The organism is Nocardia goodfellowii (genome assembly GCF_017875645.1).
GTDB lineage: Bacteria > Actinomycetota > Actinomycetes > Mycobacteriales > Mycobacteriaceae > Nocardia > Nocardia goodfellowii.
In genome coordinates this window covers 1743609-1770506 of sequence record NZ_JAGGMR010000001.1, presented here as the reverse complement: position 1 = coordinate 1770506, position 26898 = coordinate 1743609, and the positions used below count along the sequence as shown (strand labels likewise).

The window sequence follows — 26898 nt, the reverse complement described above, 5'->3', positions numbered from 1 at the left end:
GCAAACTGCCTATCACCCGGCAACTTCGCTTTATTTCGCGCTGCCGCGCACTAGCATGCGGGCATGGCGTTCTATCGGCAGGTCGGCTCGGTGCCGCCGAAGCGGCACACCCAGCACCGCGACGAGCAGGGCAACCTCTATTACGAGGAGTTGATGGGCGAAGAGGGCTTCTCCGGAGATTCCTCGCTGCTCTATCACCGCGGCCTGCCGCCCGCGATCGTCGACTCGACGGTCTGGGAATTGCCGGATCAGCGCACCACGCCGAATCATCCACTGCGGCACCGGCATCTGCGGCTGCACGAGCTGTTCCCCGGGGACACCGCGGCCGAGACGGACGTGGTGACCGGCCGGCGACTCGTCCTCGGCAACGCCGATGTGCGCATCTCCTACGTGGCGGCGCGCAAACCATCGCCGTTGTACCGCAACGCGATCGGCGACGAACTCGTCTACGTCGAGTCCGGCGAAGCGGTCGTGGAGACGGTCTTCGGGCCCTTGCGCGCACGTCCGGGCGACCAGGTGCTGATCCCCCGGGCCACCACGCATCGCTGGCTGCCTACCGGCGCGGAACCGCTGCGCGCGTACGCGATCGAAGCGTCGAGCCACATCACGCCGCCGAAGCGCTATCTGTCGAAATATGGTCAGCTGCTGGAACATTCGCCGTATTGCGAGCGCGATCTGCACGGACCCGGTGAAACCTTGCTGGAGATCGGCACCGACGTGGAGGTGCTGGTGAAGCACCGCCCCGGCGGGCAGGTCGCGGGCACTCGGATGGTCTACGCGACCCATCCCTTCGATGTGGTCGGCTGGGACGGCTGCCTGTATCCGCTCACCTTCAATATCGCCGATTTCGAGCCGATCACCGGGCGCATCCATCAGCCGCCGCCGGTGCATCAGGCATTCGAGGGGGTCAACTTCGTGGTGTGCAACTTCGTGCCGCGCAAGGTGGATTATCACCCGCTGTCCATCCCGGTGCCGTACTACCACTCCAATGTCGACTCCGACGAGATCATGTTCTATTGCGGCGGAAACTACGAGGCGCGCAAGGGATCCGGAATCGGCCAGGGTTCGGTGTCGGTGCATCCCGGCGGTTACGCGCACGGCCCGCAGCCCGGCGCCTACGAGCGCAGCATCGGCCTGGACTTCTTCGACGAGCTGGCCGTCATGGTCGACACCTTCCGTCCGCTAGAACTCGGGGAGGGCGCGCTGGCCTGCGAAGACCCGGCTTACGCGTGGACCTGGTCGGGGCGGGGCCCGGCATGAGGACCCGCATCGAGGTGGCACCCGAATCACTGTTCGGGCCGGACAACCTGCCCTACGGCGTGTTCGCCCCGGCAGGCGGGGGCTACCGGGTCGGGGTCCGGTTGGGCGACTCGGTCATCGATCTCGCGGCGGCGCTGGACGATTCCGTCTTCGCCGAGCCGAGCCTGAATCCTTTTCTGGCACAGGGTCCCCGGCGCTGGCGCGAGGTGCGCGAACGGGTGCGGACGCTCGCCGAGACCGATCTTCCGGCCGCGGCCGTGCACTCGCTCGCCGAGGTCGACCTGAAACTGCCGGTACGGGTGGGCGACTACGTCGACTTCTACGCCAGCATCGATCACGCCACCAATCTCGGTCGGCTGTTCCGCCCGGACGCCGAACCGCTGCTGCCGAATTGGCGGCATCTGCCGGTCGGCTACCACGGCCGAGCCGGCACCGTCGTGGTGTCCGGCACCGATATCGTCCGCCCCCGCGGGCAACGCCGGACCGATTCGGGCACACCGGATTTCGGTCCGTCCCGGCGACTGGACATCGAGGCGGAGCTGGGCTTCGTCGTAGGCGTCGGCTCCGAGCTCGGCCGGCCGATCGATATAGAGGATTTCGAGGCGCACGTCTTCGGCATCGGCCTGGTCAACGACTGGTCGGCCCGCGATATCCAGGCCTGGGAGTACCAGCCGCTCGGCCCGTTCCTGGGCAAGTCCTTCGCCACCTCGCTCTCGGCGTGGATAACCCCCTTGGCCGCCCTGGAGACCGCGCGCATCCCGCTGCCCTCGCAGGATCCGGCGCCGCTGTCCTACCTGCAGGCGCCCGACCCGTGGGGTCTCGACATCGACCTCACCGTGCACTGGGACGGCGAAGCGGTCTCCTACCCGCCGTACGCCCGGATGTACTGGTCACCGGCGCAGATGCTGGCCCACCTCACCGCCAATGGCGCCGCCACCCGCACCGGTGATCTCTACGCCTCGGGCACCATCTCCGGCCCGGATCCCGACCAGCGCGGCTCGTTCATCGAATTGTCCTGGGGCGGAACCCAACCCATTCAGGTCAACGGCCAGAAGCGCACCTTCCTGGAGGACGGGGACGAGATCGTCATCACGGCGTCGGCGCCCGGCCCGGGTTTCCAGCGCATCGGCCTCGGCGAAGTCCGCGGCCGTATCTGGGCGGCGCGCGCGGGCAAGCACGCCTGATCAGCGAGCGACAGCGGCCCGGCCGGCCTCGACGGCCGCGACGAACCGGATGAGGTCCTCGATCAAGACGCCGACCGCGTCCGGGACGCCCCCGTCGTCGTGGTGGTGCAGCCAGTCGGCGACCAGCTCGAACATGCCGCCGACCGTCGCGAGCGCCAACGCCAGACTCGCGCGGTCCGGGTTCGGCTCGTCCGACCACTGCCGCTCGAGGAAGGCGGCGGCCCAGCGCCGGTTGCCGCGGCGCTGTTTCTCCACGGTCGGCGAAATGCCGCCCGCTTCGCCGAAGGTGACCTTGGCCAGGCGGGGATCGTCGGCGATGGCGTGCACGAACTCCGTCAGGACCGCGGCGATCCGTTCCGGGCGCGGCCGGTCGGCGACCGCGGCCGCCGCCGCGGCGACCCGATCCTGAATCTGCGCCGTCAGCTGTTCCAGCAGCGCGATATAGCAGGCTTCCTTGCTATCGAAGTGATCGTAGAAGCCCTTGGTTCCGACGAACGCGTGCTGGCAGATCTGCTCGATCGAGGTACCCGAAAAGCTTTGCGCGGCGAACAGTTCGGTGGCCGAATCGAGCAGTTGACTGCGCCGTTGCGCGCTGCGCTGTTCGGCGTCGAGACCACGGATCCGGCGCCGCGCCGGAGCCTGGGCCGGGGCTGGGGCCGGCCGCGCGGCGGAGTTGCTGCGGGTCATGACTTCGAGATTAGCGGGCGCACTTTCAACAAGACATCTTGTTCCTAACCCGATGGTCTGTTGTAATCACTCCACCTCGAGCAGGAAGAAGGCAGACGTGGCAGTGCTCACCGGAGATCGGACCAGACGCGGCAGATCGCTCGCGGCCACGCTGGGGGTGGCCGTGGCCGTCGCGGCCACGCTGCTGACCGGCGGGGTCACCGCCGCGCCCGCCGCGGCGGTGCCGCCGCCGTCGCAGGACGCGTTCTATCAAGCCCCGGCGGGCTTCGAAGCCACCGAACCCGGCACCGTGCTCAAGTCCCGGGAGGTGCGGCTCGCGGTGATCACGGTGCTGCCGCTGAATGTGCGCTCCTGGCAGCTGATGTACCGCACCACCGATCTGTTCGAGCAACCCACCGTCGCGGTCAGCACCGTCATCCTGCCCGCGGGCGCGGATCCGAACCGGCCCCGGCCGCTGGTCTCGCTCCAGTTCTATTACGACAGCGCCAGCCCGGACTGCGCACCCTCGTTCGTGCTCCGAGAGGGTGCGGGTCTGCCAGGCCTGGAAGGCATCCATTCACAAAGTGAACTGATCGCCCTGGCCGCGCTGATCAGTCAGGGCTGGGCGGTCTCCATCCCGGATTACGAAGGGCTGCAAGGACATCTGGCGGTCGCCAAGGAACCCGGCTACATGACGCTGGACGGCATCCGGGCCGCCGAGCGGTTCGAGCCGCTGGGCCTGGACGGGGTGCACACACCGGTCGCGATGTGGGGCTACTCCGGTGGCGGCATGGGCTCGGGCTGGGCCGCCGAAATGCAGCCGAGCTATGCGCCGGAATTGAACGTCGAGGGGGTTGCGCTCGGCGCGCCGACCTCGGATGTGGTCTCGCTGCTACACACCAACGGCTCGATGTTCTCCAGCCTGGTGGGTATCGGCATGGCCTCGCTGTCCAAGGCCTACCCCGCGTTCCGGGAGACCACCTACCGGCACCTGACGCCGGAGGGGCGCGGGCTGCTGGATCGGATCAACTCGCAGTGCCTCCCGCGCAATGCGCTGACCGCGATGTTCGTGGATTACCAACGGCTGCTGGATATTCCGATCAAGGACTTCCTGGCCCTGCCGGAAATCAAGGAAGTCTTCGACGCCACGGTACTGGGCCGCAACACCCCGACCGCGCCGATCTTCCTGTACCAGGGCGTCTTCGACGAAGCGGTGCCGGTGTGGACCAATGACCGGTTGTCCCAGCAGTGGTGTGCCGCAGGCGCTTCCGTGCTCTACAAGCGCGATCATCTCAGCGAGCACCTGACCCTGCCCTCGCTCGGCATGGCCGACACGTTCAACTGGCTGAAGTCCCGGCTCGCGCCCGGCGCCCCCGACCAGGTCGGCTGCCGCACCGAGAACACGGTCTCCATGCTGGCCGACACCAACGACCTGATCACCCAGATCGAGATCAACCTGAACGCCACCTTCGGCGCACTGGGCTTCCCGATCGGCCCGCGCGAACGGTAGGAACCGGCCGGATGCCGCCGCTGACCCCGACCGGAACCGGACCGGCCGGGGTCGGTCTTTTCCGACCGATGAATTTCGCGCCGTCGTATCGTCGGTATGGGCACAGGCCATGCACTAGACCGGGAGGACCCTGTCATGCAGAAAATCGTCACGAATCTCTGGTACGACACCCAGGCCGAGGAAGCCGCCGAGTTCTACTGTTCGCTCTTTCCCGATTCGAAGATCACCAACGTGCAGCACTACTCCGAGGCCGGGCCGCGCGAAGCCGACCTCGTCATGACCGTCGACTTCGAACTCGGCGGGCAGCAGTTCACCGCTATCAACGGCGGCGGTGACTACCACTACTCGCACGCTATGTCGTTGTTGATCAACTGTGACAGCCAGGCCGAGGTCGACCGCCTCTGGGCGGCGCTGCTCGCCGACGGCGGCCAGGAAATCGAATGCGGATGGCTCAACGACAAGTACGGCGTGCCATGGCAGGTCTGGCCCGCCGAAGCGAACGCGCTCATGGTCGGCGACAAGGAAGCCGTCAACCGCGCCATGAAGGCCATGCTCGGTATGCGCAAGATCGACGTCCAGGCCATGCGCGACGCCTACGAGGGCAAGGTCAGCTGAAAGCCCGGAGGATCGACCGAGCGCGGGCGGGCGACAGGCCCGCCCGGTTGTGCGGAAGCACCGGATTACGGCATTCGGTGCGTGCCGGACGGTAGCGGACAGGTATGGTCGGGCGGAAAATTTCACACCGAACGGGGGCTCGCACCAGCGGGCTGAGAGGACGGCTAGCCCATTCCGGGCGTTCAGGGCCGTCGACCGTATGAACCTGACCGGGTAATGCCGGCGTAGGGAGAGATCCACATGGGCAAACAAGCCACGTCCGACACTGTCGACACCGTTACCACGGGCCCGATCGAAGGCAGCGTCAAGCACTACATCGAAGTCGACGAACTCCGAATTCCGGTGCGCCGCATCAACCTCACCAACGGTGAGCACTTCGATGTGTACGACACCTCCGGTCCGTACACCGACGACAACGCCGCCATCGATCTGGAGGCGGGGCTCGCGAAGCTACGCGACGCCTGGACCAAGCCGGACGTCGAGGGGCCGCGCACCCAGCTGGCCTGGGCACGGCAGGGCATCATCACGCCGGAGATGCGTTTCATCGCCGCGCGCGAAGGGGTTTCGGCGGAGCTGGTGCGCGCGGAGGTCGCCGCGGGCCGCGCGGTGATCCCGGCCAACCACAACCATCCCGAGCTCGAGCCGACCATCATCGGCAAGAAGTTCCTGGTGAAAATCAACGCCAATATCGGCAACTCCGCGGTGTCCTCCTCGATCGCCGAAGAGGTGGAGAAGATGGTGTGGGCGACCCGCTGGGGCGCGGACACCATCATGGATCTGTCCACCGGCAAGAACATCCACGAAACCCGCGAATGGATCCTGCGCAACTCCCCCGTCCCGGTCGGCACCGTGCCGATCTACCAGGCGCTGGAGAAGGTGAACGGCGATCCGACCCAGCTCACCTGGGAGATCTACCGCGACACCGTGATCGAGCAGGCCGAGCAGGGTGTGGACTACATGACCGTGCACGCCGGTGTGCTGCTGCGCTACATACCGCTGACCGCCAAGCGCGTCACCGGCATCGTCTCGCGGGGCGGATCCATCATGGCCGCGTGGTGTCTGGCGCACCACCAGGAATCGTTCCTGTACACGCACTTCGAGGAACTCTGCGAGATCCTCGCGCGCTACGACATCACCTTCTCCCTCGGTGACGGCCTGCGCCCCGGTTCCATCGCCGACGCCAACGACGAGGCGCAGTTCGCCGAGCTGCGCACCCTGGGCGAACTCACCAAGATCGCGAAATCCCATGGCGTGCAGGTGATGATCGAGGGCCCCGGCCACGTGCCGATGCACAAGATCGTGGAGAACGTGCGTCTGGAGGAGGAGCTCTGCGAGGAGGCCCCGTTCTACACCCTGGGCCCGCTCGCCACCGATATCGCACCGGCCTACGACCACATCACCTCGGCCATCGGCGCGGCCATCATCGCGCAGGCGGGCACCGCGATGCTCTGCTACGTCACCCCGAAAGAGCATCTGGGACTGCCCAATCGGGATGACGTGAAGGTCGGCGTGATCACCTACAAGATCGCCGCGCATGCCGCGGATCTGGCCAAGGCGCACCCGCACGCCCAGGACCGGGACAACGAATTGTCCAAGGCCCGTTTCGAATTCCGCTGGCGCGACCAGTTCGCGCTGTCGCTGGATCCGGACACCGCGCGCGAGTACCACGACGAGACCATGCCCGCGGAGCCCGCCAAGACCGCACACTTCTGCTCCATGTGCGGGCCGAAGTTCTGCTCCATGCGCATCTCCGCCGATGTGCGGGAATACGCTGAGCGGCAAGGGCTTACCGATGTCGAGGCGATCGAGGCCGGCATGGCCGAGAAGTCGGCGGAGTTCGCCGACGCGGGCGCCAAGGTGTATCTGCCGATCGTGTCCTGACCCCCGAAATGCCACCGGAGACGAGTGACATCTCCGGTGGCATTTCTCCCCCGGGCGGGTGGCCGGTGGGGCGGTGACGATTCCGAGGGGCGCCGAAACCGTCACCGCTGTCCGAGGGGTCAGCGTTGCGGCGGGCCGTTCTCGTCGGGCCGGTCGGCGCCGCCCCAACGGCGTTCGGCGCCCGGTGCGCCGGCCACGAGTTCACCCGCGCGACGCCTGGCTGGCCGGCTACCGATGCCGACCATCGGCTCCACCGCCTGTTCCACCGCGGGGGTGGCAACGCGCGGCACCGTCTGCTGGATCGGCACGGTCTTTTCGCGCACAGCGCGCGTCGGCTTCCGCACCGGAACCCGGGTGACCTTCGCGCGGATCTTCGGCTGCTCGATCACCTTCTCGACCACCCAATCGACATTCTTGGTGATGGTCTTCTCCTTGATCCGGGGCTTCTCGACCACCTTGTCGACTTCCCAGTTCACCGTCTTGTCCACCGTCCGCTGCACGACCTTCGGCTTCTCGACCACCTTGTCGACGGTCTTGGTGACCACCTTGGTGACCGGCTTGACCACCACCTTCTCGTGCACCACCGTGCGCGGCACCTTGACGATCTTGATGACCGGCTCGTCCTCGTAGACGGTGACGACCTTCTCCACCGGGCGCCGCACCACCTTGTAGACGATCTTCTCGACCGGGACCTCGACCACCTTCTCGACAATCTTGATGACCGGCTTCTGCACGACCTTCCGGATCACCTTCTGCACGGGCTTCTCGACCACCCGCTCCTCGAGCTGCTGCACCGGCACCTCGACGACCTTGTCGACGATCTTCACCACCGGCTTGTGCGTGCGGCGTTCCACGGTGACGTGCTTCCGGATCACCTTGTCCTGAATCTCCACCACCGGCTTCTCGACCATGCGCTGCACGCGAACCGGTTTGCGCTGGATTCGATCCACGATCTCGGCGACCGGTTGCTCGATCATCCGCGCCTCCTCGACCGGCTTGCGTTTGCGTTCGGACTTGCCGTTCGCACTGCTGGCCATCATGCCTCCAATGGAATTCGGTCTCCCCCATTCGTATTAATCGGCCGGAACATTGGCTATTCAATCAGGGATCAAATGGCATGCGGAAACAATTCGGCATTATTTGTATTCCAACCGAGAGAATTACACATCAGTGATTACCGGTGATCCGGAAACCGCGCGGGACCAGCCATACCGCGATTACCGCCACCCCCGCGACGATCGCCGCCGAAATATAGGAGGTGATGGTCAGCGCCACATCGAAGGCGTGGCCGGTTTCGGTGAGCACTTGGGCGCGCGCGGCCGGATCCAATTCCGAGGCGACCTCGACCGCGCCGCCCACCGACCCCCGCGCTTGTTCGAGCAAATCACCGTGCAGCGGGATCTCGGTCATATTCTCGCTGAATATGCGGGCGTGGATACTGCCGAGCAGCGCCACGCCCAGACCCATGCCGAGTTCGTAGTTGGTTTCGGAGACAGCACCCGCTTGCCCGGCTCGTTCCGGCGGTACCGCGGAGACCAGGACCGCGGCGGCGGCCGTGACCGCGAGCCCGTCACCGAGCCCGAACGTGGCCAGCACCAGCGCCACCACCGGGTAGGTCGTCGGTTCCGGGCTCAGCGCCAGGCCGAGGAAGCCGAGAGCGAGCGCGCCGAGCCCGATCGCGAGCACGCCGCGCACGCCGACGCGCTGCATCAGCCACGGGGTGGCCAGCGACGCCGCGAGCAGGGTGACGGCCGACGGCATGGTTCGCAGGCCGGCCTGGGACGGCGAATAACCGTGAATGTATTGCAGCCACAGGGAAATCAGGAACAGGGCGGCGCCGATGGCGAGCATGGCCAGCAGGGTGGCCAGCGCGGCGGCCAGGAACGGCCCGTTGCGGAACAGCCGGACATCCAGCAGCGGGTCGGCGGCGGTGAGCTGCCGTCGCGCGAACCAGGCCAGGAAAAGCAGACCGAGCAGGAAAACAGCCCAATCCAGCCCGCCCGCCGACCCTTTCGCGATGTGTTTGATACCCCAGGCCAGCCCGACGATTCCGGCGATCGACAGGGCGGCCGAGAGCCAATCCAGCACACCCGATTGCGGAGACCGATATTCGGGCAATAACCACACGCCCGCGCCGACGGTGACCAGCACGACGGGCACATTCAGCCAGAATGCCGACGCCCAGCCGAAATCCTCGACCAGGAGCCCGCCCACGATCGGGCCGATGGTGGCGCCCGCACCCGCCACCGCCGCCCAGATACCGATGGCGAGGGTGCGTTCCTTCGGATCGGCGAAAATATTGCGGATCAGCGAGAGCGTCGAGGGCATCACCATGGCGCCGCCCAGGGCCAGCAGCACCCGGCCGGCGATCAACTGGCCGGCGCTCTGCGCGGTGGCAGCCACTACCGAGGCGATGCCGAAGAGCAGAAACCCGCTGAGAAACAACAGCTTCCGGCCCACCCGGTCGCCGACCGCGCCGGTGGTGATGAGCAGGCCGCCGAGCACCAGGCCGTAGACGTCGATGATCCACAACTGCTCCAGCTGACCGACGTGCAGGTCGTCGATCAGCGAGGGCAGGGCGACATTGAGGATGGTGGCATCCATGGCCACCAGCAGCAGGCTCGCACACAGCACGGCGAGCATCACCCACCGTATGACCCCGAAGTTGCGCTCGGGCAAATCCGCCGTCACGTCGATCCTTCCCTAGACCGAATGCGTCCGAGCCAGCATTGACCGGGTTACGGCAAACATCAAGTTACCCACGCAGGGACTAGCGGATGTGCTGCTCGATCAGCCGCCGGGCGGCACGAGCGGTGCGCTCGCCTTCGGAAAACCCTGAGCTCAGGCGTAGTTCAGGCGCCAGAGCGGGGACACCGGGCCGTGGCCCGCACCCAGGTCGTAGGAGGCTTCGAGGCAGCGGCGGGTCCACTCCTTGGCGAACTCCACCGCCTCGGGCACCGGGTAGCCGTTGGCGAGGGCGCACGCGATGGCCGCGGCCATGGTGTCGCCGCCGCCGTGATCGTTGCCGGTCTTGATGCGCGGCGCGCTGAATTCGAGGAACCGGTCACCGTCGAAGAGCAGGTCCGTGCTGTATTCCGAGGTGCGCAGGTGACCGCCTTTGACGATGGCCCAGCGCGGGCCGAGCGCGTGCAGGGCTTCGGCCGCGCGGCGGGCGCTGCCGTCGTCCACCACAGCCACACCGGTGAGCAACCGGACCTCATCCAGGTTCGGGGTGACCACGGTGGCCAGCGGGAACAGCGTGTGCCGCACCGCGTCCAACGCCGATTCGTGCAGCAGCGGGTCGCCGTGCATGGAGGCCGCGACCGGGTCGACCACCAGCGGGATGGAACCGTCGCGGCCGATGCCGACCTCCCGGCACACCTCCGCGACCGCCTCGATAATGGCCGTGGACGCCAGCATGCCGGTTTTGGCCGCGCCGATACCGATGTCCTCGACCACCGAGCGCACCTGGCCCGCAACGATATTCGGGGGGATCTCGTGGAAGCCGCTGACGCCCACCGAGTTCTGCACCGTCACCGCGGCCACGGCGACGCAGGCGTGCACACCGCACAGTGCCATGGTCCGGGAATCGGCTTGGATTCCGGCGCCGCCGCCGGAGTCGGTGCCCGCGATGGTGAGGACTCGAACAGGGGTCTGCCCGTCGGCGGGAATCGGCAGAAATTTCAGCACGTCTCAGACCCTACGACCAGATGTCACGACCAACACCCCCGCGTCCCCCGATTTTCGCCGCTTCCTGCCCGCATGCGGTCGCGCAAATGAAAACGATTATCATTAACGCTATGACCACATCTTTCGACGCCCGCCTGCCCGTCACCGTGCTGTCCGGCTTCCTCGGCGCGGGCAAGACCACGCTGCTCGATCACATCCTCGCGAACCGGGAGGGGCGGCGGGTCGCGGTGATCGTCAACGACATGAGCGAGGTGAACATCGACGCGGCGCTGATCGCGGGCCAGGGGCACCTCGATCGGACCGAGGAGAAGCTGGTCGAACTCACCAACGGATGCATCTGCTGCACGCTGCGCGAGGACCTGATGGAAGCCGTGGCCCGGCTCGCTCGGGAAGGCCGATTCGACCAGCTGGTCATCGAGTCGACCGGCATCTCCGAGCCGATGCCCGTGGCCGCGACTTTCGACTGGGAATTCGAGGACGGCTCCTCCCTCGGCGATGTCGCCCGGCTGGACACCATGGTGACCGTGGTCGACGCCTCGACGTTCCTCGCGGAAGTGGTGCGCGGCGAGGCCCTGGCCGCTCGGGACCTGGCGGCCGGCGCGGGCGACGAGCGCTCCATCGCGGACTTGCTGGTCGATCAGGTGGAATTCGCCGACGTCCTGGTGATCAGCAAGACCGATCTGGTGAGCGCGAACGCCGCCGGAACCGTGGAAGCCACGGTCCGGCGGCTCAACCCGCGGGCGCACGTACTGCGCGCCACCAAGGGCGTGGTGGATCTCGCCGAGGTGCTGGAGACCGGCCGCTACAACCCGGCGGTCGCGGCCGAGTCCGACGGCTGGGCCGAAGAACTCGCGGGCGGGCATGTCCCGGAGACGGAGGAATACGGGATTCGCAGCATCACCTACACCGCCGATCGGCCGTTCCACCCGGAGCGACTGGCCGCGGCGCTCGAACAGCTGCGAGGGATGTTGCGCAGCAAGGGTTTCTGCTGGATAGCGAGTCGCCCCGACCTCGCCGCGGTGTGGTCGCAGGCGGGGCCGAACCTGACCTTCGAGCCCGCCGCCTGGTGGTCGTCGCTGGGAGTACCCGCGGGACAGGAGATCGTGCTCATCGGCGTCAAGCTCGACGGTGACCGGATACGCGAGCTGCTCGATACCGCTCTGCTGACGGATGCCGAATTCACCGCGGGACGCGACCTCTGGCGGACGCTCCCGGATCCGTTCCCGGCTTGGGGCGAGTTGTACGAGCACGCCTGAGGGCGTGGCGAACTCGGGCATGGCCGTCGCGCTCAGTTCGAGATGCTCACGGCGCGGCGCACGTAGGCCGGGTCGGTGAGTTGCTCGAGGTAGAACTCCGCGATATCGGCGCGGGCGATCTTCAGCCGCAGACCCTGCTCGTCCGGTCCGAAACCGCGCCGGTAGGCGCCGGTGCGCGGTCCGTCGGTGAAGGCGGCGGGCCGCACGATGGTCCAGTCCAGGTCGCTGGCCCGCACCAACTCCTCCTGCCGGCCGTGGTCGGCGTAGGCCTTGCGCAGCACGATCCCGAAAATGATGTACTTCCACAGGAAGTTCAGGTTCGGCCGGCTGTCGCCGACACCCAGACTGGACTGCACGATCAGGCGCTTGACCCCGGTCCGGTTCATCGCCTCGATGACCGACTTGGTGCCGCCGAAGCGCACCTGGCCCTTGCGGTCGTCACCGAGGGCGATGATCGCCGCGTCCTGCCCGGCGACCGCCCGCTCGACCGAGTTCGAGTCGAACACATCGCCTTCCACCACGCGCAGCCGCTCGTGCTGCCGGCCGACGCCGGCAGCGTTGCGGGTGAACGCGGTGACCTCGTGGCCCTGGGCCAGCGCCTGCTCGACGACGACCCGGCCGACGGTTCCGGTGGCTCCGAAGACTGCGATTCGCATTTCGATTCTCCTTGTGATGAAAGCTGTTGTGCTGCTGATGGACTAAGTACATCAGCGGAGAACGAGACGAACCATGGTCCGGAGTCTCGGTTACATAAGCGACTGTCTAGCGGTACTGCGCGAAGAACTCGGTGATCTCCTGCGCCATCAACTCCGGCGCGACGTGGTGCAGGTAGTGGGTGAACACGTCGTGCGTCCGCCACGACACGATGTTGCGGTGATCGCGGTCGGCGAAGCGCCGGATGCCGTGGAAATCGCCCGTCGATCCGGACAGCGCCAGCGGCACCGTGGTCGGCTCGGTGGGCTGCTCAGCCTGCGCCTTCTCGAAGTAGTGCCGGATCGCCGAACCCGCGGTGCCGGTCAGCCAGTGGATCGCGATATTCGTGAGCACGAAGTCGTCGTCCAGATCCGGACCGAGCAGCTGGCTGTTCCAGCCGAGCAGACCGGTCGGGGAATCCATGAGTGCGTGCGCCAGCGTCTGCGGCTGCTGCGACTGCAGGATGTTGAAGCCCATCTTGTTCTTGACGAACCAGTCCAGGGTGGCCAGCGACTGCTGCTCGTCGGCGGTGAGGTCGGCCATTTCACTCGGGTCGCCCGAGGGGAACGAGTACACCTGCGAAACATGCACGCCCACCACGTTTTCCGGGGCGACACGGCCGAGCTCCGGGGAAATCTGCGCACCGCCGTCGTTGCCGACCGCACCGTACTTCGCATACCCGAGCCGGGACATCAGTTCGGCCCACGCCTTCGCGATGCGCTGATCGTTCCAGCCGGATTCCGTTGTCACGCCGGAGAATCCGTATCCGGGGACCGAGGGGATGACGAGGTCGAATCCAGCGGCGGTCAACGGTTCGATGACGCCGAGGAATTCGACGAAGGTGCCCGGCCAGCCGTGCGTGAGAATCAGCGGGAAGCTGTTGTCCCTCCGCGACTTCACGTGCACGAAGTGGATGTTCTGCCCGTCGATCTCGGTGGTGAACTGCGGGTAGGCGTTGAGCTGCTGCTCGACCTTGCGCCAATCGAAACCGCCCCGCCAGTAGTCCACCAGGTGCCGTACCCGATCCACACTCACGCCGTAGGCGTCGCCCGAACCCGGAATCTGATCGGCCCAGCGGGTGCGCTCCAGCCGTGCCGCCAGGTCGTCGAGATCGGCCTGGTCGATGGCGATGTGGAAGGGGGTGATGGTGGTGCTCATCGGTTGCTCCTTTTGAAACGGAATGCTTCGTTCTGATCTCAATGTAGCAGAACGGATCATTCCGTTTCAAGTGCTATCCTGAAACCATGCCCAAGTCATCCGAAAACCCGGCTCCGAAGGGTCTGCCCGGACGCAAAGCACAGGCCGCGCGCAACGACGGACTCATCCTGGAAGCGGCGCGCGCGGTGTTCCTCGCCGACGCGACCGCCCCCATCGCCGCCGTCGCCACCCGCGCGGGCGTAGGCATCAGCGCCCTGTATCGCCGCTATCCGAGCAAAGACGCGCTCTTACGCAAGCTCTGCCACGACGGGTTACGCCGCTACAACGCCGAAGCCGATGCCGCGCTGGCGGATTCGGATGGCTGGCAGGCGCTGGTCGGTTTCCTGGAACGAGTCGTCGACGCCGATGTGCATTCCCTGACCGTGCATCTGGCCGGCACCTTCACCCCCGACGAGGCGATGCTGCCCGATGTCACGCACTCCGGCGAGGTCACCGCGGAACTGGTACGCCGGGCACACGAGTCGGGGCGGTTACGCCCGGAGGTGAACGCGCAAGACCTCGGTTTGGTGCTGGAAGCCTGTTCGGCGATCAGCATGCCGGACACGAAGCGCACCGCGCAGCTGCGCAGGCGCACCCTGGCCATGCTGATCGCGGGGATCGCGGTACCCCGAACCGAGAACGAACTGCCGGGTCCGGCCCCGCAGCCCGGTGAGTTCGCGTGGCGCTGGCAACGCGAGCGCAATGCCCGCGGACGCGTGGTGGAGGCGTGACCCGGAAGTGGTTGTGAGAGTGAGCTACTCGGCGGAGAACGCTCGATGCAGGGGCCGATCGGCGTGGATCGGGATGCCGTTCATGCGCGCGTTGGCCTCGGCGAGGGCGGAGATGCTCTCGGCGAGGTAGGCGACGAAATCCTCGATCGGCAGGGCCGGGTCCTGTAGGCGGTTGGCGCCGATCCACCAGTCGGTGGCGGAGGCGACCGCGCCGAAGATCGAATAGGTGACGAGTTCGAGGCGGGCCACCTCGATCCGGTCGTCCAGCAGCCCCGCGAACATTTCCGCGGCCCGCCGGGCCGACTGCCGCGCGGATTGCAGCGCCCGCTCGGATTCGTCGGCCTGCTGGGTGAAGTGGCTGTGCAGCATGAATCGGAAGACGTTGGGGTGCTCGGTCACCACCAGCACGTATTCGGCCGCCCCGCGGCGCACCAGCTCGCGCGCCGAATCGTGGGTGAGGTCGACGCTGGCGACGATCCGGTCCCAGAGTATGTCCCGGACCCGGTCGACAATGGCGTTGTAGAGGTCGGTCTTGTCCTCGAAATGCCGGTACAGCTTGGGTTTCGCCGCACCGGCCGCCTTGGCGATATCGCCCATGCTGACTTCGGGGCCGAACTCGGCGAGCGCCCGGAAGGCCGCGTCGACGAATTCCGCGCGCACCTTCAGCCGGTGCGCGCGCCACCGTTCGGTACGAGCGTCGACACGCTTGGGCGCCGCCGGAGCGGTGCCATCGGCCCGGTCGCCACGCTGCTGCCCGCGCTGTCTCACGAAAGCGACCGTACCAAGCAAGGACTCGGCACCGGGCGGAGTACTACCGCTTCTTCGGCGTCACTTCGAATACGGGATCGGCAGTCTTGGACCGCTTCTCCGCTCGCTTTTCCTTCAGGGACTTCCCGGATTTCTTGGACATGGCGCTGCGCGGAGATTTATCGGACATGCGTGTCCTTCGCTTGGAGACCTGAACGGTCCCGTTGGCACGACCGTACGCTACGGCGGCGGCCGAGGGGGCTGAACCCGGCGCTCCAGCCTCGGCCGCCGTTGCCGAAACGGCAAGAATAGTGGCGCTGAACCGCGCGCGGGCGCAACATGGCCGGGCACGCCGACGAACCCCCGGTGATAGGAGACCCGCATGGCCGACACCAGTGCCTCCCAGTCCGCACAGGACTTCTGGGAAGCCTTCTACCAGGAGCGCGACCAGATCTGGACCGGCAATCCCAACCCCTTGCTGGTGCGGGAAGCCATCGATCTCACCCCGGGTACCGCACTCGATCTCGGCTCCGGTGAAGGCGGTGACGCGATCTGGCTGGCGCAGCGCGGCTGGACGGTCACCGCCGCCGATATCTCCGCGACCGCGCTCGGGCGCGCCGCCGGCCATGCCGAGGCGGCCGGGGTCGGCGACCGCATCACCTGGGTGAAACATGATCTGGCGCAATCATTTCCGGAAGGCACCTTCGATCTGGTGTCGGCGCAGTTCCTGCACTCCCCGGTCGAGGTGGAAGGGGAACGGAACCAGATCCTGCGCCGCGCGGCCGCGGCGGTCGCGCCGGGGGGTGCGCTGCTGATCGGCAGCCACGCGGGCTGGGCTTCGAACCAGCACGAGCACCACCACGACGTGCACTTCCCGACCCTGGAGGAGATGCTCGACGCGATCGCCGGCGTGCCGGGCGAGTGGCAGGTGCAGACCAAGGACGAGGTCGAGCGGGAGTGGACCGCCCCGGACGGTACGACCGGCGTACGCACCGACAGCGTCCTGCGAGTGCACCGGTCGAAGTAGACCCAGCGGGTCCCAGCAACCTCACAGCCGGGACCCAGCCGGGCACCAGCGGGGTTGGCGACCGTGGTCGCCATGACCACTGTGCCCACTCGCGATACCGCGACCGCTACGCCACCCGCGCAGCCGACGGCGATCAGGCCCGTGCTGGATATCGTCATTCCCGTCTACAACGAAGAGGCCGATCTAGGCGGCTGCGTGCGCAGACTGCACGCCCACCTGCGCGACGGATTCCCGTTCCCGGCCCGCATCACCATCGCCGACAACGCCAGTACCGACGACACCTTGCAGGTAGCTGAGTTACTCGGCAGCGAACTGACTGCGGTCCGGGTCGTGCACCTCGCGGCCAAGGGGCGGGGCCGGGCGCTGCGCACCGTGTGGGCGGACTCCGACGCGGCCGTGGTCGCCTATATGGATGTCGACCTGTCCACCGACCTGAACGCCTTGCTCCCGCTGGTGGCGCCGCTGGTGTCCGGGCACTCCGACCTCGCGATCGGCACCCGGCTCAGTTCGGCGGCGCGGGTGGTGCGCGGGCCCAAGCGCGAGTTCCTCTCGCGGTCGTACAACCTGCTGTTGCGAACCACGCTGCGGGCACGTTTTTCGGACGCGCAGTGCGGATTCAAGGCGATCCGCACCGACGTGGCGCGCAAGCTGCTCCCGCTGGTGCGGGACGGGGAATGGTTCTTCGACACCGAACTGCTCGTGCTGGCCGAACGGGCCGGGCTGCGGATCCACGAGGTGCCGGTCGACTGGATCGACGATCCGGACAGCCGGGTCGAACTCTTCGACACCGCGCGCAAAGATCTGCTCGGCATCGGACGCTTGGGCCGGGCACTGGCGACCGGCGCGCTACCGCTCGACGAACTGCGCCGATCGGTGGGCCGTGAACCACTGGTGCCCGGAGTGCCGCCGGGCATGATCGGACAGCTGGTTCGGTTCACCCTCGTCGGGGTGCTCAGCACAGTCGCCTATCTGGCGCTCTACCTTGCGCTACAACCGATTACGGGCTCGCAGATGTCGAACTTCGTCGCGCTGCTGGTGACCGCCATCGGCAACACGGCCGCCAATCGGGCCTTCACCTTCGGTGTGCGCGGCACGACCAACGTGGTCAGGCACCAGTTCCACGGGTTGCTGATCTTCGGCATCGGCTTGACGCTGACCAGTGGATCGCTGTTCGCGCTGCGGCACTGGGCAGCGACGGCGCCGATCCAATTGGAGTTGTTCGTTCTGGTGCTCGCGAATCTGCTGGCGACGTCGATCCGTTTCCTCGGGCTGCGCTGGGTGTTCCGGAACAACGCGGGCACCGCCCGGTTCGACGCCGCGGCACCTGCGGCCGACAACGCCGAAGTAGCGTGTGCCGCTCAACGACCGGCCCGGATCTCCGCCGGGCCCATGACAGTTTTCACCGGACCGAGCGCTGTTGGCGTGGCGCGACCGGCCCTCAGCAAGGAGACCGACCGGTGACCCCGCCCACGGCCCGGCGTGGCCCGATATCGCTCGAGCGCCGGCCTCGCTGGGAGCTACCGGCTTTGGCGCTCCTCGTGCTCGGCACGCTGATCGGCTATCTCTGCAACCTGAGCGCCAACGGCTGGGCCAACTCGTTCTATTCCGCTGCGGTACAAGCCGGTTCGCAATCCTGGACGGCCTTCTTCTTCGGCTCCTCGGACGCCGCGAACTCGATCACGGTGGACAAGCCGCCCGCCGCGCTGTGGCTGATGGAACTGTCGGTGCGCGCGTTCGGCCTGAACAGCTGGAGCATCCTCGTGCCGGAGGTGCTGCTGGGCGTCGCCTCGGTGGCGCTGCTGTGGGCGACCGTGCGCCGGCCCTTCGGCCCCGCCGCGGGACTGCTCGCGGGTCTGGTCCTGGCCGTAACCCCGGTTGCCGCACTGATGTTCCGGTTCAACAATCCCGAAGCGTTGCTCGTGTTCCTGATGGTCGCGGCGGCCTGGGCGATGACCCGCGCGGTCGCGGACGGGCGGACCCGCTGGCTGGTGCTGACCGGCGCGTTGATCGGCTTCGGCTTTCTCACCAAACAATTGCAGGTGCTGCTGGTAGTCCCGGCCTTGGCGCTCACCTACCTGATCGCGGGCCCGCCGCGGCTCGGCAAGCGCGTCCTGCAGCTGCTGGCCGCCGGTGCGTCCATGATCGTGGCGGTCGAGCTGTGGCCGGCCTCGGCGCGACCGTGGATCGGTGGGTCGCAGCACAATTCGATTCTGGAGCTGACCCTCGGCTACAACGGGCTCGGGCGGTTGAACGGCAACGAGGTCGGCAGCGTCGGCGGCGGTGGTACGGAGCTGCCGCCCGGCGGCAACGGCATGTGGGGCAGCACCGGCATCACCCGGATGTTCGAGGCCGCGCAGGGCGGGCAGATCGCCTGGTTGCTCCCGGCCGCCCTGGTCGGGTTGGCCGCCGGAATCCTGTTGCGCGGCAAGGCTACCCGTACGGACGGCCGCCGAGCGGCGCTGATCCTCTGGGGCGGCTGGCTGCTGGTGACCGGGTTGGTGTTCAGCTATATGGCGGGCATTTTCCACGAGTACTACACGGTGGCACTGGCGCCGGCCGTAGCCGCACTGGTGGGGGCGGGCGCGACCCAGCTGTGGCGGGTCCGCGAGCGGCTCTGGGCGCGCCTCACGCTGGCCGCCGCCCTCGGACTGACCACCGCGACGGCGTGGGTATTACTGTCCCGCAGTGCGAGTTTCGTGCCGTGGCTGCGCTGGGCGGTGCTCGCGGCCGGCATCCTCGCCACACTCGCCGTCGCTTTCCCCGCACCACGCAAGCTCGCGCTGGTCACCGCGCTGGTCGCCGCGTTCGCCGGGCTGGCCGGACCGGTCGCCTACAGCGTCGACACGATCGCGTCCGCCCATCAGGGCTCGATTCCGACCGCGGGTCCGAACGTGGGCGGACGCGGCGGCATGCGCATGATGGGTGGCCCGGAAGGCATGCTCGAACTGGCCCCGGGCACCGCCGTGCGGATCGACGGACCCGACGGCCGAGCGACGGGACGCGAGGGCGGCCCCAGCGGACTGCTCGGCGCCGGGACGCCCAGCGCGCAGGTCACCGCGCTGCTGGAGCGGGGCAGCGCCGGCTACACCTGGGTGGCGGCGACCATCGGAGCGCAGAGCGCCGCGGGCTACCAGCTGGCCACGGAACTTCCGGTGCTGCCGATCGGCGGCTTCAACGGCAGCGACCCCGCGCCGACGCTGGAGCAGTTCCGGGAGTATGTCGCCCAGGGGAAGATCCACTACTTCATCGGCGGTGACAGTCGCGGACCCGGCGGCGGCGCGGGCGTCTCGGCGCAGATCACGCAGTGGGTGCGGGAACACTTCACCGGTACCGAGGTCGACGGCGTCCTGCTCTACGACCTGACCGCCCCCCGCTGACACCGGTCGACATGCTCCGGCCGAGCCGATACCGTGTCGCTGGTGAACGGGGTTACCGGCGGATTCCACACTGCCGTAAACGATTTCATCGACGCGGTACGCGGCGGAGTAGGCGCGGACATGGCCGCCGCGGACCAGCGTATGCGGACGGCGTATCAGGATGCGACACCCGCGGAGCTGACTCAGGCCGCGAATCCGCTGGTCGCCATCCTCAACGAGGTGCCACCGCTGGCACGCGGCCAGCTCGCTGTCCTGATCGGCGCGTGCGTCGAATACGGCGCCGACCCGGTGGCCTGCGCGCCCCGCGTGCTGGCGAACCTGGCGCGGAATCTGGAGCACGCCGCGACGTTCGCGCGGCAGTGGTCCGAGATCATGGACATCGACCTGCCGGATCCGGAAGAGGAGGTGGAGGTCCCGTTCACCGAGCTGTTCGAGGTGTTCGACCCGGTGCACGTCATGGCCTGGTGGACGCAGCCGGACTGGGAGCGCTCGGGCCTCGCCATGCTGCAACGACCGGCGGTCCGCAAGCGCCTGGGCCCTATCCGCGCCCTGCTCCAGGAGCGGCACGACAGCTTCGCCGAGGTCTCCGGCCGCTGGAACAAATGCCTCGACTATGTGCTGCGCGTCCTGGACGACGAACCGCTGGTTGTCCTGCACCGCGAGACCGGCACGGCGTACCGGATGCGAATGTCGGGGATGGGCGACAACTTTCAGCTGCACACCCTGCTCGCCCACGAGCTGATCGGCGGCGGCTACGTGGCGGGTGAAGCACCGGCCGACGATGCGGTCGCGGCGTGCCGGGACGCCGAGGGCATGGTGCCGACGGTTGGTTCGTTCAATCTCGTATCACCCAGCGGTGAGTGGATCTGGAACGAGGGCACGCCCTCCGATATCCCACTGGTCGAGGGCGTCCGTCTGCTGGTTCTCGACCCGCCGCCGTATCGGCGGCACTGGCCCGCCGGACGGTTCTTTCCCTACATGCCAGGCGATTTAGCGCTGGAAGAGGTGCTGCCGGCCGCGGCGGCGGCCACCTGGTTCGCCCACGTCGAGCCCGCCGATCGATCCGGAAAAGGCAGCGTCGCCGCGGAAAGTGGGTAAAGATGGGTTGCTTCCCGGAACTGCCGGGGCGCGAATCACTTTCGAACGAGCAGGGACCTGCGTGAACACGATCCAGAGATTGGCCTGCACTGTGCTCGGCGCCGTTGTCGCCGTGCTGCTCATCGTCGGATTCGGGGGCGTCGCCTCGGCTGAACCCCCGCCCGCGCCCGTCGCGGCCGCCGAGGCGGTCGCACCGGCGGCGACGCCCGTCGCGGCCTGCATGGCGCCGGGCGACAGCCTCGAACTTCGGGGCGCGATCGCCGCCGTGCTCGGCAGCACGGTGGGTGCGATCCTGGGCGTGCCGGTCCTGCTGTTCGGCGCTATCCCCGGCGCGATCATCGGAGGCGTGGTCGGGTTCATGATCGGCTCGGCCTGGTATGCCGTGGACGCCGGTCAGGCACCGCAGGGCTGCTGATCGGTCCGAAACTCACTGGGCAGCAAGCTGTCCGGTCTGCCGTACGGTGGCTATAGAACGGGAATTCACTGTGTGACAAGCCATTCCGCGAAGGTCGGGCCACCGAGGGTGGCGTGCGGTGCGGCCAGGAGTGAGCCGTCCTCGAACTGTTCGCGATCCGGGTTGGCCGGATCGCTCACCTCTTCGACCTCGAGGCGAAGGCCACGTTCGGCCGCCAGGAGCGCGGCGGCCCCCGCCATGGTTTCCGGCTGGGGACCGGCGATTTCGGGGAGCGGCCCGCCGGTGGTTGCCGGCGCGGGCCGCACCGCCAGGTCCACCAGCGCCTCGGCGACCGTGCGGGCGGCGACCAGCTGGGTCCGCATCTTCGGCAGCCGGGCCACCGCACCCTGCGTCCCCCAGCCGAGCATCACCTCGACCAATTCGTGGAACTGCGCGGCGCGCAGGATCTGCACCGGCAGCGGCCCTTCGCGCAACACCTGCTCGTGCACGAGTTTCGCGGCGTTGTAGCCGCCGACGGCATCGTCGATGCCGATGATGGACACCGCGACCAGCTTTTCCACACCTGCCTGCCGACCCGCCGCATGCAGGTTGCGCGCGGATGCGGTGAAGAACCGGGTGGCGATGTCCTTGTCCGCGGACGGGGTGCTGGCGGCATCGATCACAACCCGCACGCCGTCCAGCGCCGCGGCCAGGCCCGCGCCGGTTTCGATATCGACACCGTCGGCCCGGGAGAACGCCACCACCTCGTGCCCCCGCTCGGTCAGCACGTCCACCACATGGCGGCCCAACCGTCCGGTCGCCCCGGCTACCGCGATCTTCTTCGAGTTCGACATGCTCTGCTCCCGCTGTTCGGCTTTCGCGGCGTCGTGCCGCGTTCACAGAGGAGACGACGCCGGGCGCACGAGTGTGACATCCCGGCGACGGCGCAGGTCAGGCCGTCAGGGCGGCGTGCAGGGTGGCCGACCACTGGTCGACGATCTGCTTGCGGCGCGCGGAGTCGTCGGTGAGCACGTCGGCCAGGCCCAGGCCGCGAGCCAGATCCAGGGTTGCCTGAACCAGGTGGTGCGCAACGGGATCCGAGTCATCGACGCCCAGCGCCTCGACGGCGCGGCGGTGTGCGATACGCCCGAACTTGGCCTCCAGCGGCACGATTCGCTCACGCAGCACGGGATCGGCGGCGGCGTGCGTCCACACCTGCAGCGCCGCCTTGAACAGGGGCGTGGTGTAGGAGTCCACCAGACCGGCCACCACGGCCTGGGTGCGGCTGGAGCCCTCGGCGACCTCGGACAGCGCGATCGCCTCGGACTTGGACTGCGCCATTCTGGTATCGAACATGTACTCCAGCGCGGCGGTGATCAGATCTTCCCGGGTCGGGAAATGATGCTGGGCCGCGCCGCGCGACACCCCGGCCCGTTCGGCGACCACCGACACGGTGGCGGCCGCCCAGCCCCGCTCGGCCAGGCAGTCGATGGTCGCCTCGAGCAGCCGCTGCCGGGTGGCCCGGCTGCGGTCCTGCTTGGGTTCGTGCGGTGTCGCCATGGGCTTATTGTGCCCAGCTCGGTGGACGGCGCTGCAGGAAGGCCAGCATGCCCTCCTGCACCTCGGGGGTGCCGAAGAAGCTCGCCGAACGCTCGGCCAGCGCTTCCGCGGAGTCGTCGAACGCCGCGACGATGCCGCCGTTGACCAGGTTCTTGGCCTCGGCCAAGCCCTGCGGCGAACCTTTGCGGAGCTCACCGCACAGGCGCGCGACCTCGGCGGCGGGATCGTCGGCGGTGACGGTGACCAACCCGATCTCGCGGGCGGTGGCGGCGTCGAACTTCTCGCCGGTCAGGTAGTACCGGCTGGCCGCGCGCGGGTCCAGGCGCGGCAGCAGGGTGAGCGAGATCATGAACGGCGCCAACCCGATTCGCACCTCGGTCAGCGCGAAGGAGGAACCCGGCCCCGCGACCACGAGATCGCAGGCGGCGACGATGCCCATGCCACCGGCGCGGACATTGCCGTCGATCTGCGCGAGCACCGGCTTCGGGATTTCCACCAGGCGGCGCAGCACGCCGATCATGACGCGGGTGCGCTCATCGGCGGCCGCGGCCGGGTCGGCATTGCTCGCCTCGCTGAGGTCGGCGCCCGCGCAGAAGGTGTTGCCGGTGTGGGCAAGCACGATGCCGCGCACCGCCGGGTCCGCCCAGGCGCGGTCCAAGCCCTGCAGCAGTTCGGCGACCAAGCGGGCGGACAGGGCGTTGCGGTTGTGCGGCGAGTCCAGGGTGAGGACCGCGAAGCCGTCGCGCAGTTCGTAGCGCACCAAGGGCGCGGTATCGCTCATCGTGCCTCCTCAGTAGGACTTCGGCAGGCCCAGCGAGAACTGGGCGACGAAGTTGAGCACCATTTCCCGGCTGACCGGGGCGATCCGGCCGATCCGGGCGGCGGCGAGCATGGCGGCCAAGCCGACGTCGCGGGTGAGGCCCGCGCCGCCGTGGGTCTGGATGGCCTGGTCGAGTGCCTTGATATTGGCTTCCGCCGCAGCGTATTTCGCCATGTTCGCGGCTTCGGCCGCACCCATCTCGTCCCCGGCGTCGTAGAGGGTGGCGGCCTTCTGCATCATCAGCTTGGCCAGTTCCACCTCGATCTTCACCTGCGCGAGCGGATGCGAAATGCCTTGGTGCGCACCGATCGGCGTCTTCCAGACGGTGCGTTCCTTCGCGTATTCCACCGCGCGATCGATGGCGTAGCGCGCGCCGCCGACGGCCATGGCGGCGCCCATGATGCGTTCCGGGTTCAACCCCGCGAACAGCTGCATGAGCGCGGCATCCTCCTTGCCCACCAGCGCACTCGACGGCAGGCGGACATCGTCGAGGAACAGGGTGAACTGATGGTCCGGCTCGATGATGTCCATCTCCTGGGCCGTCTTCTGGAAGCCCTCGGCATCGGTCGGCACGATGAACAGCGCCGGCTTGAGTTTGCCGGTCTTGTGATCCTCGGTGCGCGAGACGATGAGCACCGCCTCGGCCTGATCCACACCGGAGATGAAGATCTTGCGGCCGTTGAGGATCCAGTCGTCACCGTCGCGCCGGGCGGTGGTGGTGATCTGGTGCGAGTTGGACCCGGCATCCGGCTCGGTGATGCCGAAGACCATTTTGCCGCTGCCGTCGGCGAGCTTGGGCAGCCAATGCGACTTCTGCTCGTCGGTGCCGTACTTGGTGATGATGGTGCCGCAGATGGCCGGGGACACCACCATGAGCAGCAGGCCCGCACCCTGCGCGGAGAGTTCCTCCTGCACCAGCGCGAGTTCGTACATACCGGCGCCACCGCCGCCGTACTCCTCCGGCAGGTTCACGCCGAGGAAGCCGAGTTTGCCGGCCTCGTCCCACAATTCGTCGAGCGGCTCGCCCTTGCGCGCCTTGGGCAGCACGTAGTCGCGGTAGTTGAACTTGGCGGCCAGCGCGGCCACCGCCGATCGCAGGGCCTTCTGCTCTTCGGTTTCGATGAAACTCATTGCTACTCCTCGGCGTATTTACTGCGACTCGGGCGCGGGCTCGACCACCGCGAGAACGGCTCCGATGTCGACCTGCTGGCCGACGGTGACATTGAGTGCGGTGAGCACACCGGCGGCGGGTGCGGCGATGGTGTGCTCCATTTTCATCGCCTCCAGCCACAGGATCGGCTGACCTTGTACGACCTGACTGCCGACCGCGGCGCCGAGCCGGATCACGCTGCCCGGCATGGGCGCCAGCAGCGAACCGGTGGCCACCTGGTCGGCCGGATCGCTGAAGCGCGGCAGTCTGCGTACCGCGACCGGGCCCAGCGGCGAATCGACGCAGACCAGATCGCCGTAGCGGGCAATGTCGAATTGCCTGCGCACCGCGCCGCGTGCGCCGGGAACAGCCAGCACCACGCGGTCGGGCGTGGCCTCGAGCACGGCGAGACCCGCATGCCCCTCGACTGTGACCGCGCTCCGGCCGAAGCGGTAAGCGACCTCGTGGATTCCGCTGACGCGGCTCTCGTAGGACTTGCGCTGCGGCTGCGCGGGGAGGTTGCGCCAACCGCTGGGCAGGCCACCGCCGACCTTCGCGGTCTTGCGGTTGGCGGCGGCGTCCGCGAGCGCCGCGGCCACGATGGACAGGGCTTCGTCGGCCTCGGAGGCCAACGGCGCCGCGAGCGTGTCCAACCCATGGGTGGCGAAGAACGCGGTGTCGGTGTCACCGGCGAGGAACGCCGGATGCCGCAATACCCGCACCAGCAGATCGCGGTTGGTCACCAGACCGTGGATCTCGGCGCGCTGCAACGCCGCAGCCAGCAGACGGGCTGCTTCGCCGCGGGATTCGCCGTAGGAAATGACCTTGGCCAGCATCGGGTCGTAGTGCACACCGACGACCGATCCATCGACGACACCGGTGTCCAGTCGCACGCCGGGACGGTTCAGCAGATCGAATTCCTTGGCCACCAACGGAATCGCGAGACGGTGTACCTGGCCGCTCTGTGGCTGCCAATCCTGCGCCGGGTCCTCGGCGTAGAGCCGGACCTCGATTGAATGCCCATGCATCACCGGCGGTTCCGCCGGGAGGTGACCGCCTGCGGCGATATCCAGCTGCCACCGAACCAGATCCAGTCCGGTGGTGCACTCGGTGACCGGATGCTCCACTTGGAGCCGGGTATTCATCTCCAGGAAGAAGAAGTCACCCGCCTCGTCGGCCAGGAATTCCACGGTGCCCGCGCCGGTGTACCCGATCGCGCCCGCCGCCAGCCGCGCCGCCTCGAACAGGCGCTTGCGCATGCCCGGAATCCGTTGCACCAGTGGCGAAGGCGCTTCCTCCACAACCTTCTGGTGGCGGCGCTGGATGGAGCACTCGCGTTCACCGACGGACCAGATGGTGCCGTGCTCGTCGGCCAGCACCTGGACTTCGATATGGCGTCCGGTCTCCAGGTAGCGCTCGCAGAACACGGTCGGGTCGCCGAAGGCCGACTCGGCTTCCCGCCGGGCCGCCTCGATCTGCGGTCGCAGTTCGGCGAGCTCGCGCACCACCCGCATGCCGCGACCACCGCCACCGGCGGAAGCCTTGATCAGCACCGGCAGGTGCGCGTCGGTGACCTCGGCGGGATCCAGTTCGGCCAGCACCGGGACACCGGCGGCGTCCATCAGCTTCTTGGACGCTACCTTGGAGCCCATCTGCTCGATCGCCTCGACCGGCGGACCGATCCAGGTCAGGCCCGCGGCCTGCACGGCCTTCGCGAATCCGGCGTTCTCGGAGAGGAATCCATAACCGGGGTGCACCGCGTCGGCACCGGCGGCCAGCGCGGCCTCGATGATCAGCTCAGCACGCAGGTACGTCTCCGCGGGCGTATTGCCGGGAAGGCGTACGGCCGCATCGGCTTCCGCGACATGCGGCGCGGCGGCATCCGCGTCCGAGTAGACCGCGACGGTGCCGAGGCCCATCCGGCGGCAGGTGGCGAACACACGCCGCGCGATCTCGCCGCGGTTGGCCACCAGGACATTGGTGACCAGCCCACCCGTCGCGCGACCGCCATCCACCGAAGCACTGTGCGATGCAGTCATTGT

25 protein-coding genes are annotated in these 26898 nt (G+C 67.9%); 12 read left to right on the top strand and 13 right to left on the bottom strand.

Features of this window, described 5'->3' with window-relative positions:
• Positions 1–63: 63 nt before the first annotated feature.
• Together BJ987_RS07640 and fahA are read left to right on the top strand one after the other, a co-directional pair.
• Positions 64–1260, top strand: a complete 1197-nt coding sequence (locus BJ987_RS07640) for a homogentisate 1,2-dioxygenase (protein WP_209886107.1) — start codon at positions 64–66, stop codon at positions 1258–1260.
• Entirely contained in the window at positions 1257–2444 is a 1188-nt protein-coding gene (fahA, locus tag BJ987_RS07635; RefSeq protein WP_209886104.1) for a fumarylacetoacetase, read from the top strand. Before BJ987_RS07640 ends, fahA begins: the two co-directional genes overlap by 4 nt.
• On the opposite strand, the gene BJ987_RS07630 is transcribed toward fahA, so the two are convergent.
• The gene (locus tag BJ987_RS07630; RefSeq protein ID WP_209886101.1) at positions 2445–3131 is read right to left on the bottom strand and encodes a TetR/AcrR family transcriptional regulator; all 687 of its coding nucleotides are present in this window, start codon (positions 3129–3131) and stop codon (positions 2445–2447) included. It abuts the gene before it with no gap.
• 97 nt (positions 3132–3228) lie between these two features.
• On the opposite strand from BJ987_RS07630, the gene BJ987_RS07625 reads away from it, so the two are divergent.
• From BJ987_RS07625 to thiC, 3 genes are all read left to right on the top strand, one after another.
• Positions 3229–4620, top strand: a complete 1392-nt coding sequence (locus tag BJ987_RS07625) for a lipase family protein (protein WP_209886098.1) — start codon at positions 3229–3231, stop codon at positions 4618–4620.
• 135 nt (positions 4621–4755) lie between these two features.
• Positions 4756–5235, top strand: a complete 480-nt coding sequence (locus tag BJ987_RS07620; RefSeq protein WP_209886095.1) for a VOC family protein — start codon at positions 4756–4758, stop codon at positions 5233–5235.
• A 240-nt stretch (positions 5236–5475) separates the two neighbouring features.
• A complete protein-coding gene (thiC, locus tag BJ987_RS07615) occupies positions 5476–7116 on the top strand; it encodes a phosphomethylpyrimidine synthase ThiC (RefSeq protein ID WP_209886092.1) in 1641 nt (546 codons plus the stop codon).
• 119 nt (positions 7117–7235) lie between these two features.
• Here thiC and BJ987_RS07610 read toward each other — a convergent pair whose 3' ends face one another.
• The 3 genes from BJ987_RS07610 to thiD form a co-directional block, all read right to left on the bottom strand.
• A complete protein-coding gene (locus BJ987_RS07610; protein ID WP_209886089.1) occupies positions 7236–8153 on the bottom strand; it encodes a hypothetical protein in 918 nt (305 codons plus the stop codon).
• A gap of 130 nt (positions 8154–8283) precedes the next feature.
• A complete protein-coding gene (locus BJ987_RS07605; RefSeq protein ID WP_307869529.1) occupies positions 8284–9807 on the bottom strand; it encodes an MFS transporter in 1524 nt (507 codons plus the stop codon).
• 150 nt (positions 9808–9957) lie between these two features.
• Positions 9958–10803 (bottom strand): bifunctional hydroxymethylpyrimidine kinase/phosphomethylpyrimidine kinase, encoded by an 846-nt coding sequence (thiD, locus tag BJ987_RS07600; RefSeq protein ID WP_209897997.1) that lies wholly within the window; start codon positions 10801–10803, stop codon positions 9958–9960.
• Between the two features lie 113 nt (positions 10804–10916).
• Here thiD and BJ987_RS07595 point away from each other — a divergent pair, with 113 nt between their 5' ends.
• Positions 10917–12062 (top strand): GTP-binding protein, encoded by a 1146-nt coding sequence (locus BJ987_RS07595; protein ID WP_209886085.1) that lies wholly within the window; start codon positions 10917–10919, stop codon positions 12060–12062.
• A gap of 32 nt (positions 12063–12094) precedes the next feature.
• Here the strand turns inward: BJ987_RS07595 and BJ987_RS07590 are convergent, their stop codons facing one another.
• Together BJ987_RS07590 and BJ987_RS07585 are read right to left on the bottom strand one after the other, a co-directional pair.
• A complete protein-coding gene (locus BJ987_RS07590) occupies positions 12095–12718 on the bottom strand; it encodes an NAD(P)-dependent oxidoreductase (RefSeq protein WP_209886082.1) in 624 nt (207 codons plus the stop codon).
• A 106-nt stretch (positions 12719–12824) separates the two neighbouring features.
• Positions 12825–13913, bottom strand: coding sequence for an epoxide hydrolase family protein (locus BJ987_RS07585; RefSeq protein ID WP_209886079.1), 1089 nt, complete (start codon positions 13911–13913; stop codon positions 12825–12827).
• Positions 13914–13999: 86 nt separating this feature from the next.
• On the opposite strand from BJ987_RS07585, the gene BJ987_RS07580 reads away from it, so the two are divergent.
• Positions 14000–14683: a TetR/AcrR family transcriptional regulator gene (locus BJ987_RS07580; RefSeq protein WP_245365862.1), complete on the top strand. Its 684-nt coding sequence runs from the start codon at positions 14000–14002 to the stop codon at positions 14681–14683.
• A gap of 24 nt (positions 14684–14707) precedes the next feature.
• On the opposite strand, the gene BJ987_RS07575 is transcribed toward BJ987_RS07580, so the two are convergent.
• Positions 14708–15451 (bottom strand): TetR/AcrR family transcriptional regulator, encoded by a 744-nt coding sequence (locus BJ987_RS07575; protein ID WP_209886076.1) that lies wholly within the window; start codon positions 15449–15451, stop codon positions 14708–14710.
• 43 nt (positions 15452–15494) lie between these two features.
• On the bottom strand, positions 15495–15620 hold the full coding sequence (locus BJ987_RS37705; RefSeq protein WP_281070358.1) for a hypothetical protein: 126 nt from the start codon (positions 15618–15620) through the stop codon (positions 15495–15497).
• 192 nt (positions 15621–15812) lie between these two features.
• Between BJ987_RS37705 and BJ987_RS07570 the strand changes: the two genes are divergently transcribed.
• The 5 genes from BJ987_RS07570 to BJ987_RS07550 all read left to right on the top strand — a co-directional run bounded on the left by BJ987_RS07570 (position 15813) and on the right by BJ987_RS07550 (position 21347).
• On the top strand, positions 15813–16457 hold the full coding sequence (locus BJ987_RS07570; RefSeq protein WP_209886074.1) for an SAM-dependent methyltransferase: 645 nt from the start codon (positions 15813–15815) through the stop codon (positions 16455–16457).
• A 72-nt stretch (positions 16458–16529) separates the two neighbouring features.
• Positions 16530–17918, top strand: a complete 1389-nt coding sequence (locus BJ987_RS07565; protein ID WP_209886071.1) for a bifunctional glycosyltransferase family 2/GtrA family protein — start codon at positions 16530–16532, stop codon at positions 17916–17918.
• Positions 17915–19834 (top strand): glycosyltransferase family 39 protein, encoded by a 1920-nt coding sequence (locus BJ987_RS07560; protein ID WP_209886068.1) that lies wholly within the window; start codon positions 17915–17917, stop codon positions 19832–19834. The genes BJ987_RS07565 and BJ987_RS07560 overlap by 4 nt, the downstream gene beginning before the upstream one ends.
• Before the next feature lie 42 nt (positions 19835–19876).
• On the top strand, positions 19877–20932 hold the full coding sequence (locus tag BJ987_RS07555; protein WP_209886065.1) for a hypothetical protein: 1056 nt from the start codon (positions 19877–19879) through the stop codon (positions 20930–20932).
• 61 nt (positions 20933–20993) lie between these two features.
• Complete coding sequence (locus tag BJ987_RS07550; protein ID WP_209886062.1) at positions 20994–21347, top strand: hypothetical protein; 354 nt, start codon at positions 20994–20996, stop codon at positions 21345–21347.
• 65 nt (positions 21348–21412) lie between these two features.
• On the opposite strand, the gene BJ987_RS07545 is transcribed toward BJ987_RS07550, so the two are convergent.
• The 5 genes from BJ987_RS07545 to BJ987_RS07525 all read right to left on the bottom strand — a co-directional run bounded on the left by BJ987_RS07545 (position 21413) and on the right by BJ987_RS07525 (position 26895).
• Positions 21413–22180, bottom strand: coding sequence for an SDR family oxidoreductase (locus tag BJ987_RS07545; RefSeq protein WP_209886059.1), 768 nt, complete (start codon positions 22178–22180; stop codon positions 21413–21415).
• 97 nt (positions 22181–22277) lie between these two features.
• Positions 22278–22886 carry a TetR/AcrR family transcriptional regulator gene (locus tag BJ987_RS07540; RefSeq protein WP_209886056.1) on the bottom strand — a complete coding sequence of 203 codons (609 nt, stop codon included), beginning with the start codon at positions 22884–22886 and terminating at the stop codon, positions 22278–22280.
• Positions 22887–22890: 4 nt separating this feature from the next.
• The gene (locus BJ987_RS07535; protein ID WP_209886053.1) at positions 22891–23667 is read right to left on the bottom strand and encodes an enoyl-CoA hydratase family protein; all 777 of its coding nucleotides are present in this window, start codon (positions 23665–23667) and stop codon (positions 22891–22893) included.
• A gap of 9 nt (positions 23668–23676) precedes the next feature.
• A complete protein-coding gene (locus tag BJ987_RS07530) occupies positions 23677–24837 on the bottom strand; it encodes an acyl-CoA dehydrogenase family protein (protein WP_209886051.1) in 1161 nt (386 codons plus the stop codon).
• Positions 24838–24855: 18 nt separating this feature from the next.
• On the bottom strand, positions 24856–26895 hold the full coding sequence (locus BJ987_RS07525; RefSeq protein ID WP_209886048.1) for an acetyl/propionyl/methylcrotonyl-CoA carboxylase subunit alpha: 2040 nt from the start codon (positions 26893–26895) through the stop codon (positions 24856–24858).
• Positions 26896–26898 lie beyond the last annotated feature (3 nt).

Bases quoted from the DNA above. Each gene is read 5' to 3' on its own strand.
- BJ987_RS07640 (WP_209886107.1), top strand. From the start codon at position 64: ATGGCGTTCTATCGGCAGGTCGGCTCGGTGCCGCCGAAGCGGCACACC.
- fahA (WP_209886104.1), top strand. From the start codon at position 1,257: ATGAGGACCCGCATCGAGGTGGCACCCGAATCACTGTTCGGGCCGGAC.
- BJ987_RS07630 (WP_209886101.1), bottom strand. From the start codon at position 3,131: ATGACCCGCAGCAACTCCGCCGCGCGGCCGGCCCCAGCCCCGGCCCAG.
- BJ987_RS07620 (WP_209886095.1), top strand. From the start codon at position 4,756: ATGCAGAAAATCGTCACGAATCTCTGGTACGACACCCAGGCCGAGGAA.
- thiC (WP_209886092.1), top strand. From the start codon at position 5,476: ATGGGCAAACAAGCCACGTCCGACACTGTCGACACCGTTACCACGGGC.
- BJ987_RS07610 (WP_209886089.1), bottom strand. From the start codon at position 8,153: ATGGCCAGCAGTGCGAACGGCAAGTCCGAACGCAAACGCAAGCCGGTC.
- BJ987_RS07595 (WP_209886085.1), top strand. From the start codon at position 10,917: ATGACCACATCTTTCGACGCCCGCCTGCCCGTCACCGTGCTGTCCGGC.
- BJ987_RS07590 (WP_209886082.1), bottom strand. From the start codon at position 12,718: ATGCGAATCGCAGTCTTCGGAGCCACCGGAACCGTCGGCCGGGTCGTC.
- BJ987_RS07585 (WP_209886079.1), bottom strand. From the start codon at position 13,913: ATGAGCACCACCATCACCCCCTTCCACATCGCCATCGACCAGGCCGAT.
- BJ987_RS07580 (WP_245365862.1), top strand. From the start codon at position 14,000: ATGCCCAAGTCATCCGAAAACCCGGCTCCGAAGGGTCTGCCCGGACGC.
- BJ987_RS37705 (WP_281070358.1), bottom strand. From the start codon at position 15,620: ATGTCCGATAAATCTCCGCGCAGCGCCATGTCCAAGAAATCCGGGAAG.
- BJ987_RS07570 (WP_209886074.1), top strand. From the start codon at position 15,813: ATGGCCGACACCAGTGCCTCCCAGTCCGCACAGGACTTCTGGGAAGCC.
- BJ987_RS07565 (WP_209886071.1), top strand. From the start codon at position 16,530: ATGACCACTGTGCCCACTCGCGATACCGCGACCGCTACGCCACCCGCG.
- BJ987_RS07545 (WP_209886059.1), bottom strand. From the start codon at position 22,180: ATGTCGAACTCGAAGAAGATCGCGGTAGCCGGGGCGACCGGACGGTTG.
- BJ987_RS07540 (WP_209886056.1), bottom strand. From the start codon at position 22,886: ATGGCGACACCGCACGAACCCAAGCAGGACCGCAGCCGGGCCACCCGG.
- BJ987_RS07535 (WP_209886053.1), bottom strand. From the start codon at position 23,667: ATGAGCGATACCGCGCCCTTGGTGCGCTACGAACTGCGCGACGGCTTC.
- BJ987_RS07530 (WP_209886051.1), bottom strand. From the start codon at position 24,837: ATGAGTTTCATCGAAACCGAAGAGCAGAAGGCCCTGCGATCGGCGGTG.
- BJ987_RS07525 (WP_209886048.1), bottom strand. From the start codon at position 26,895: ATGACTGCATCGCACAGTGCTTCGGTGGATGGCGGTCGCGCGACGGGT.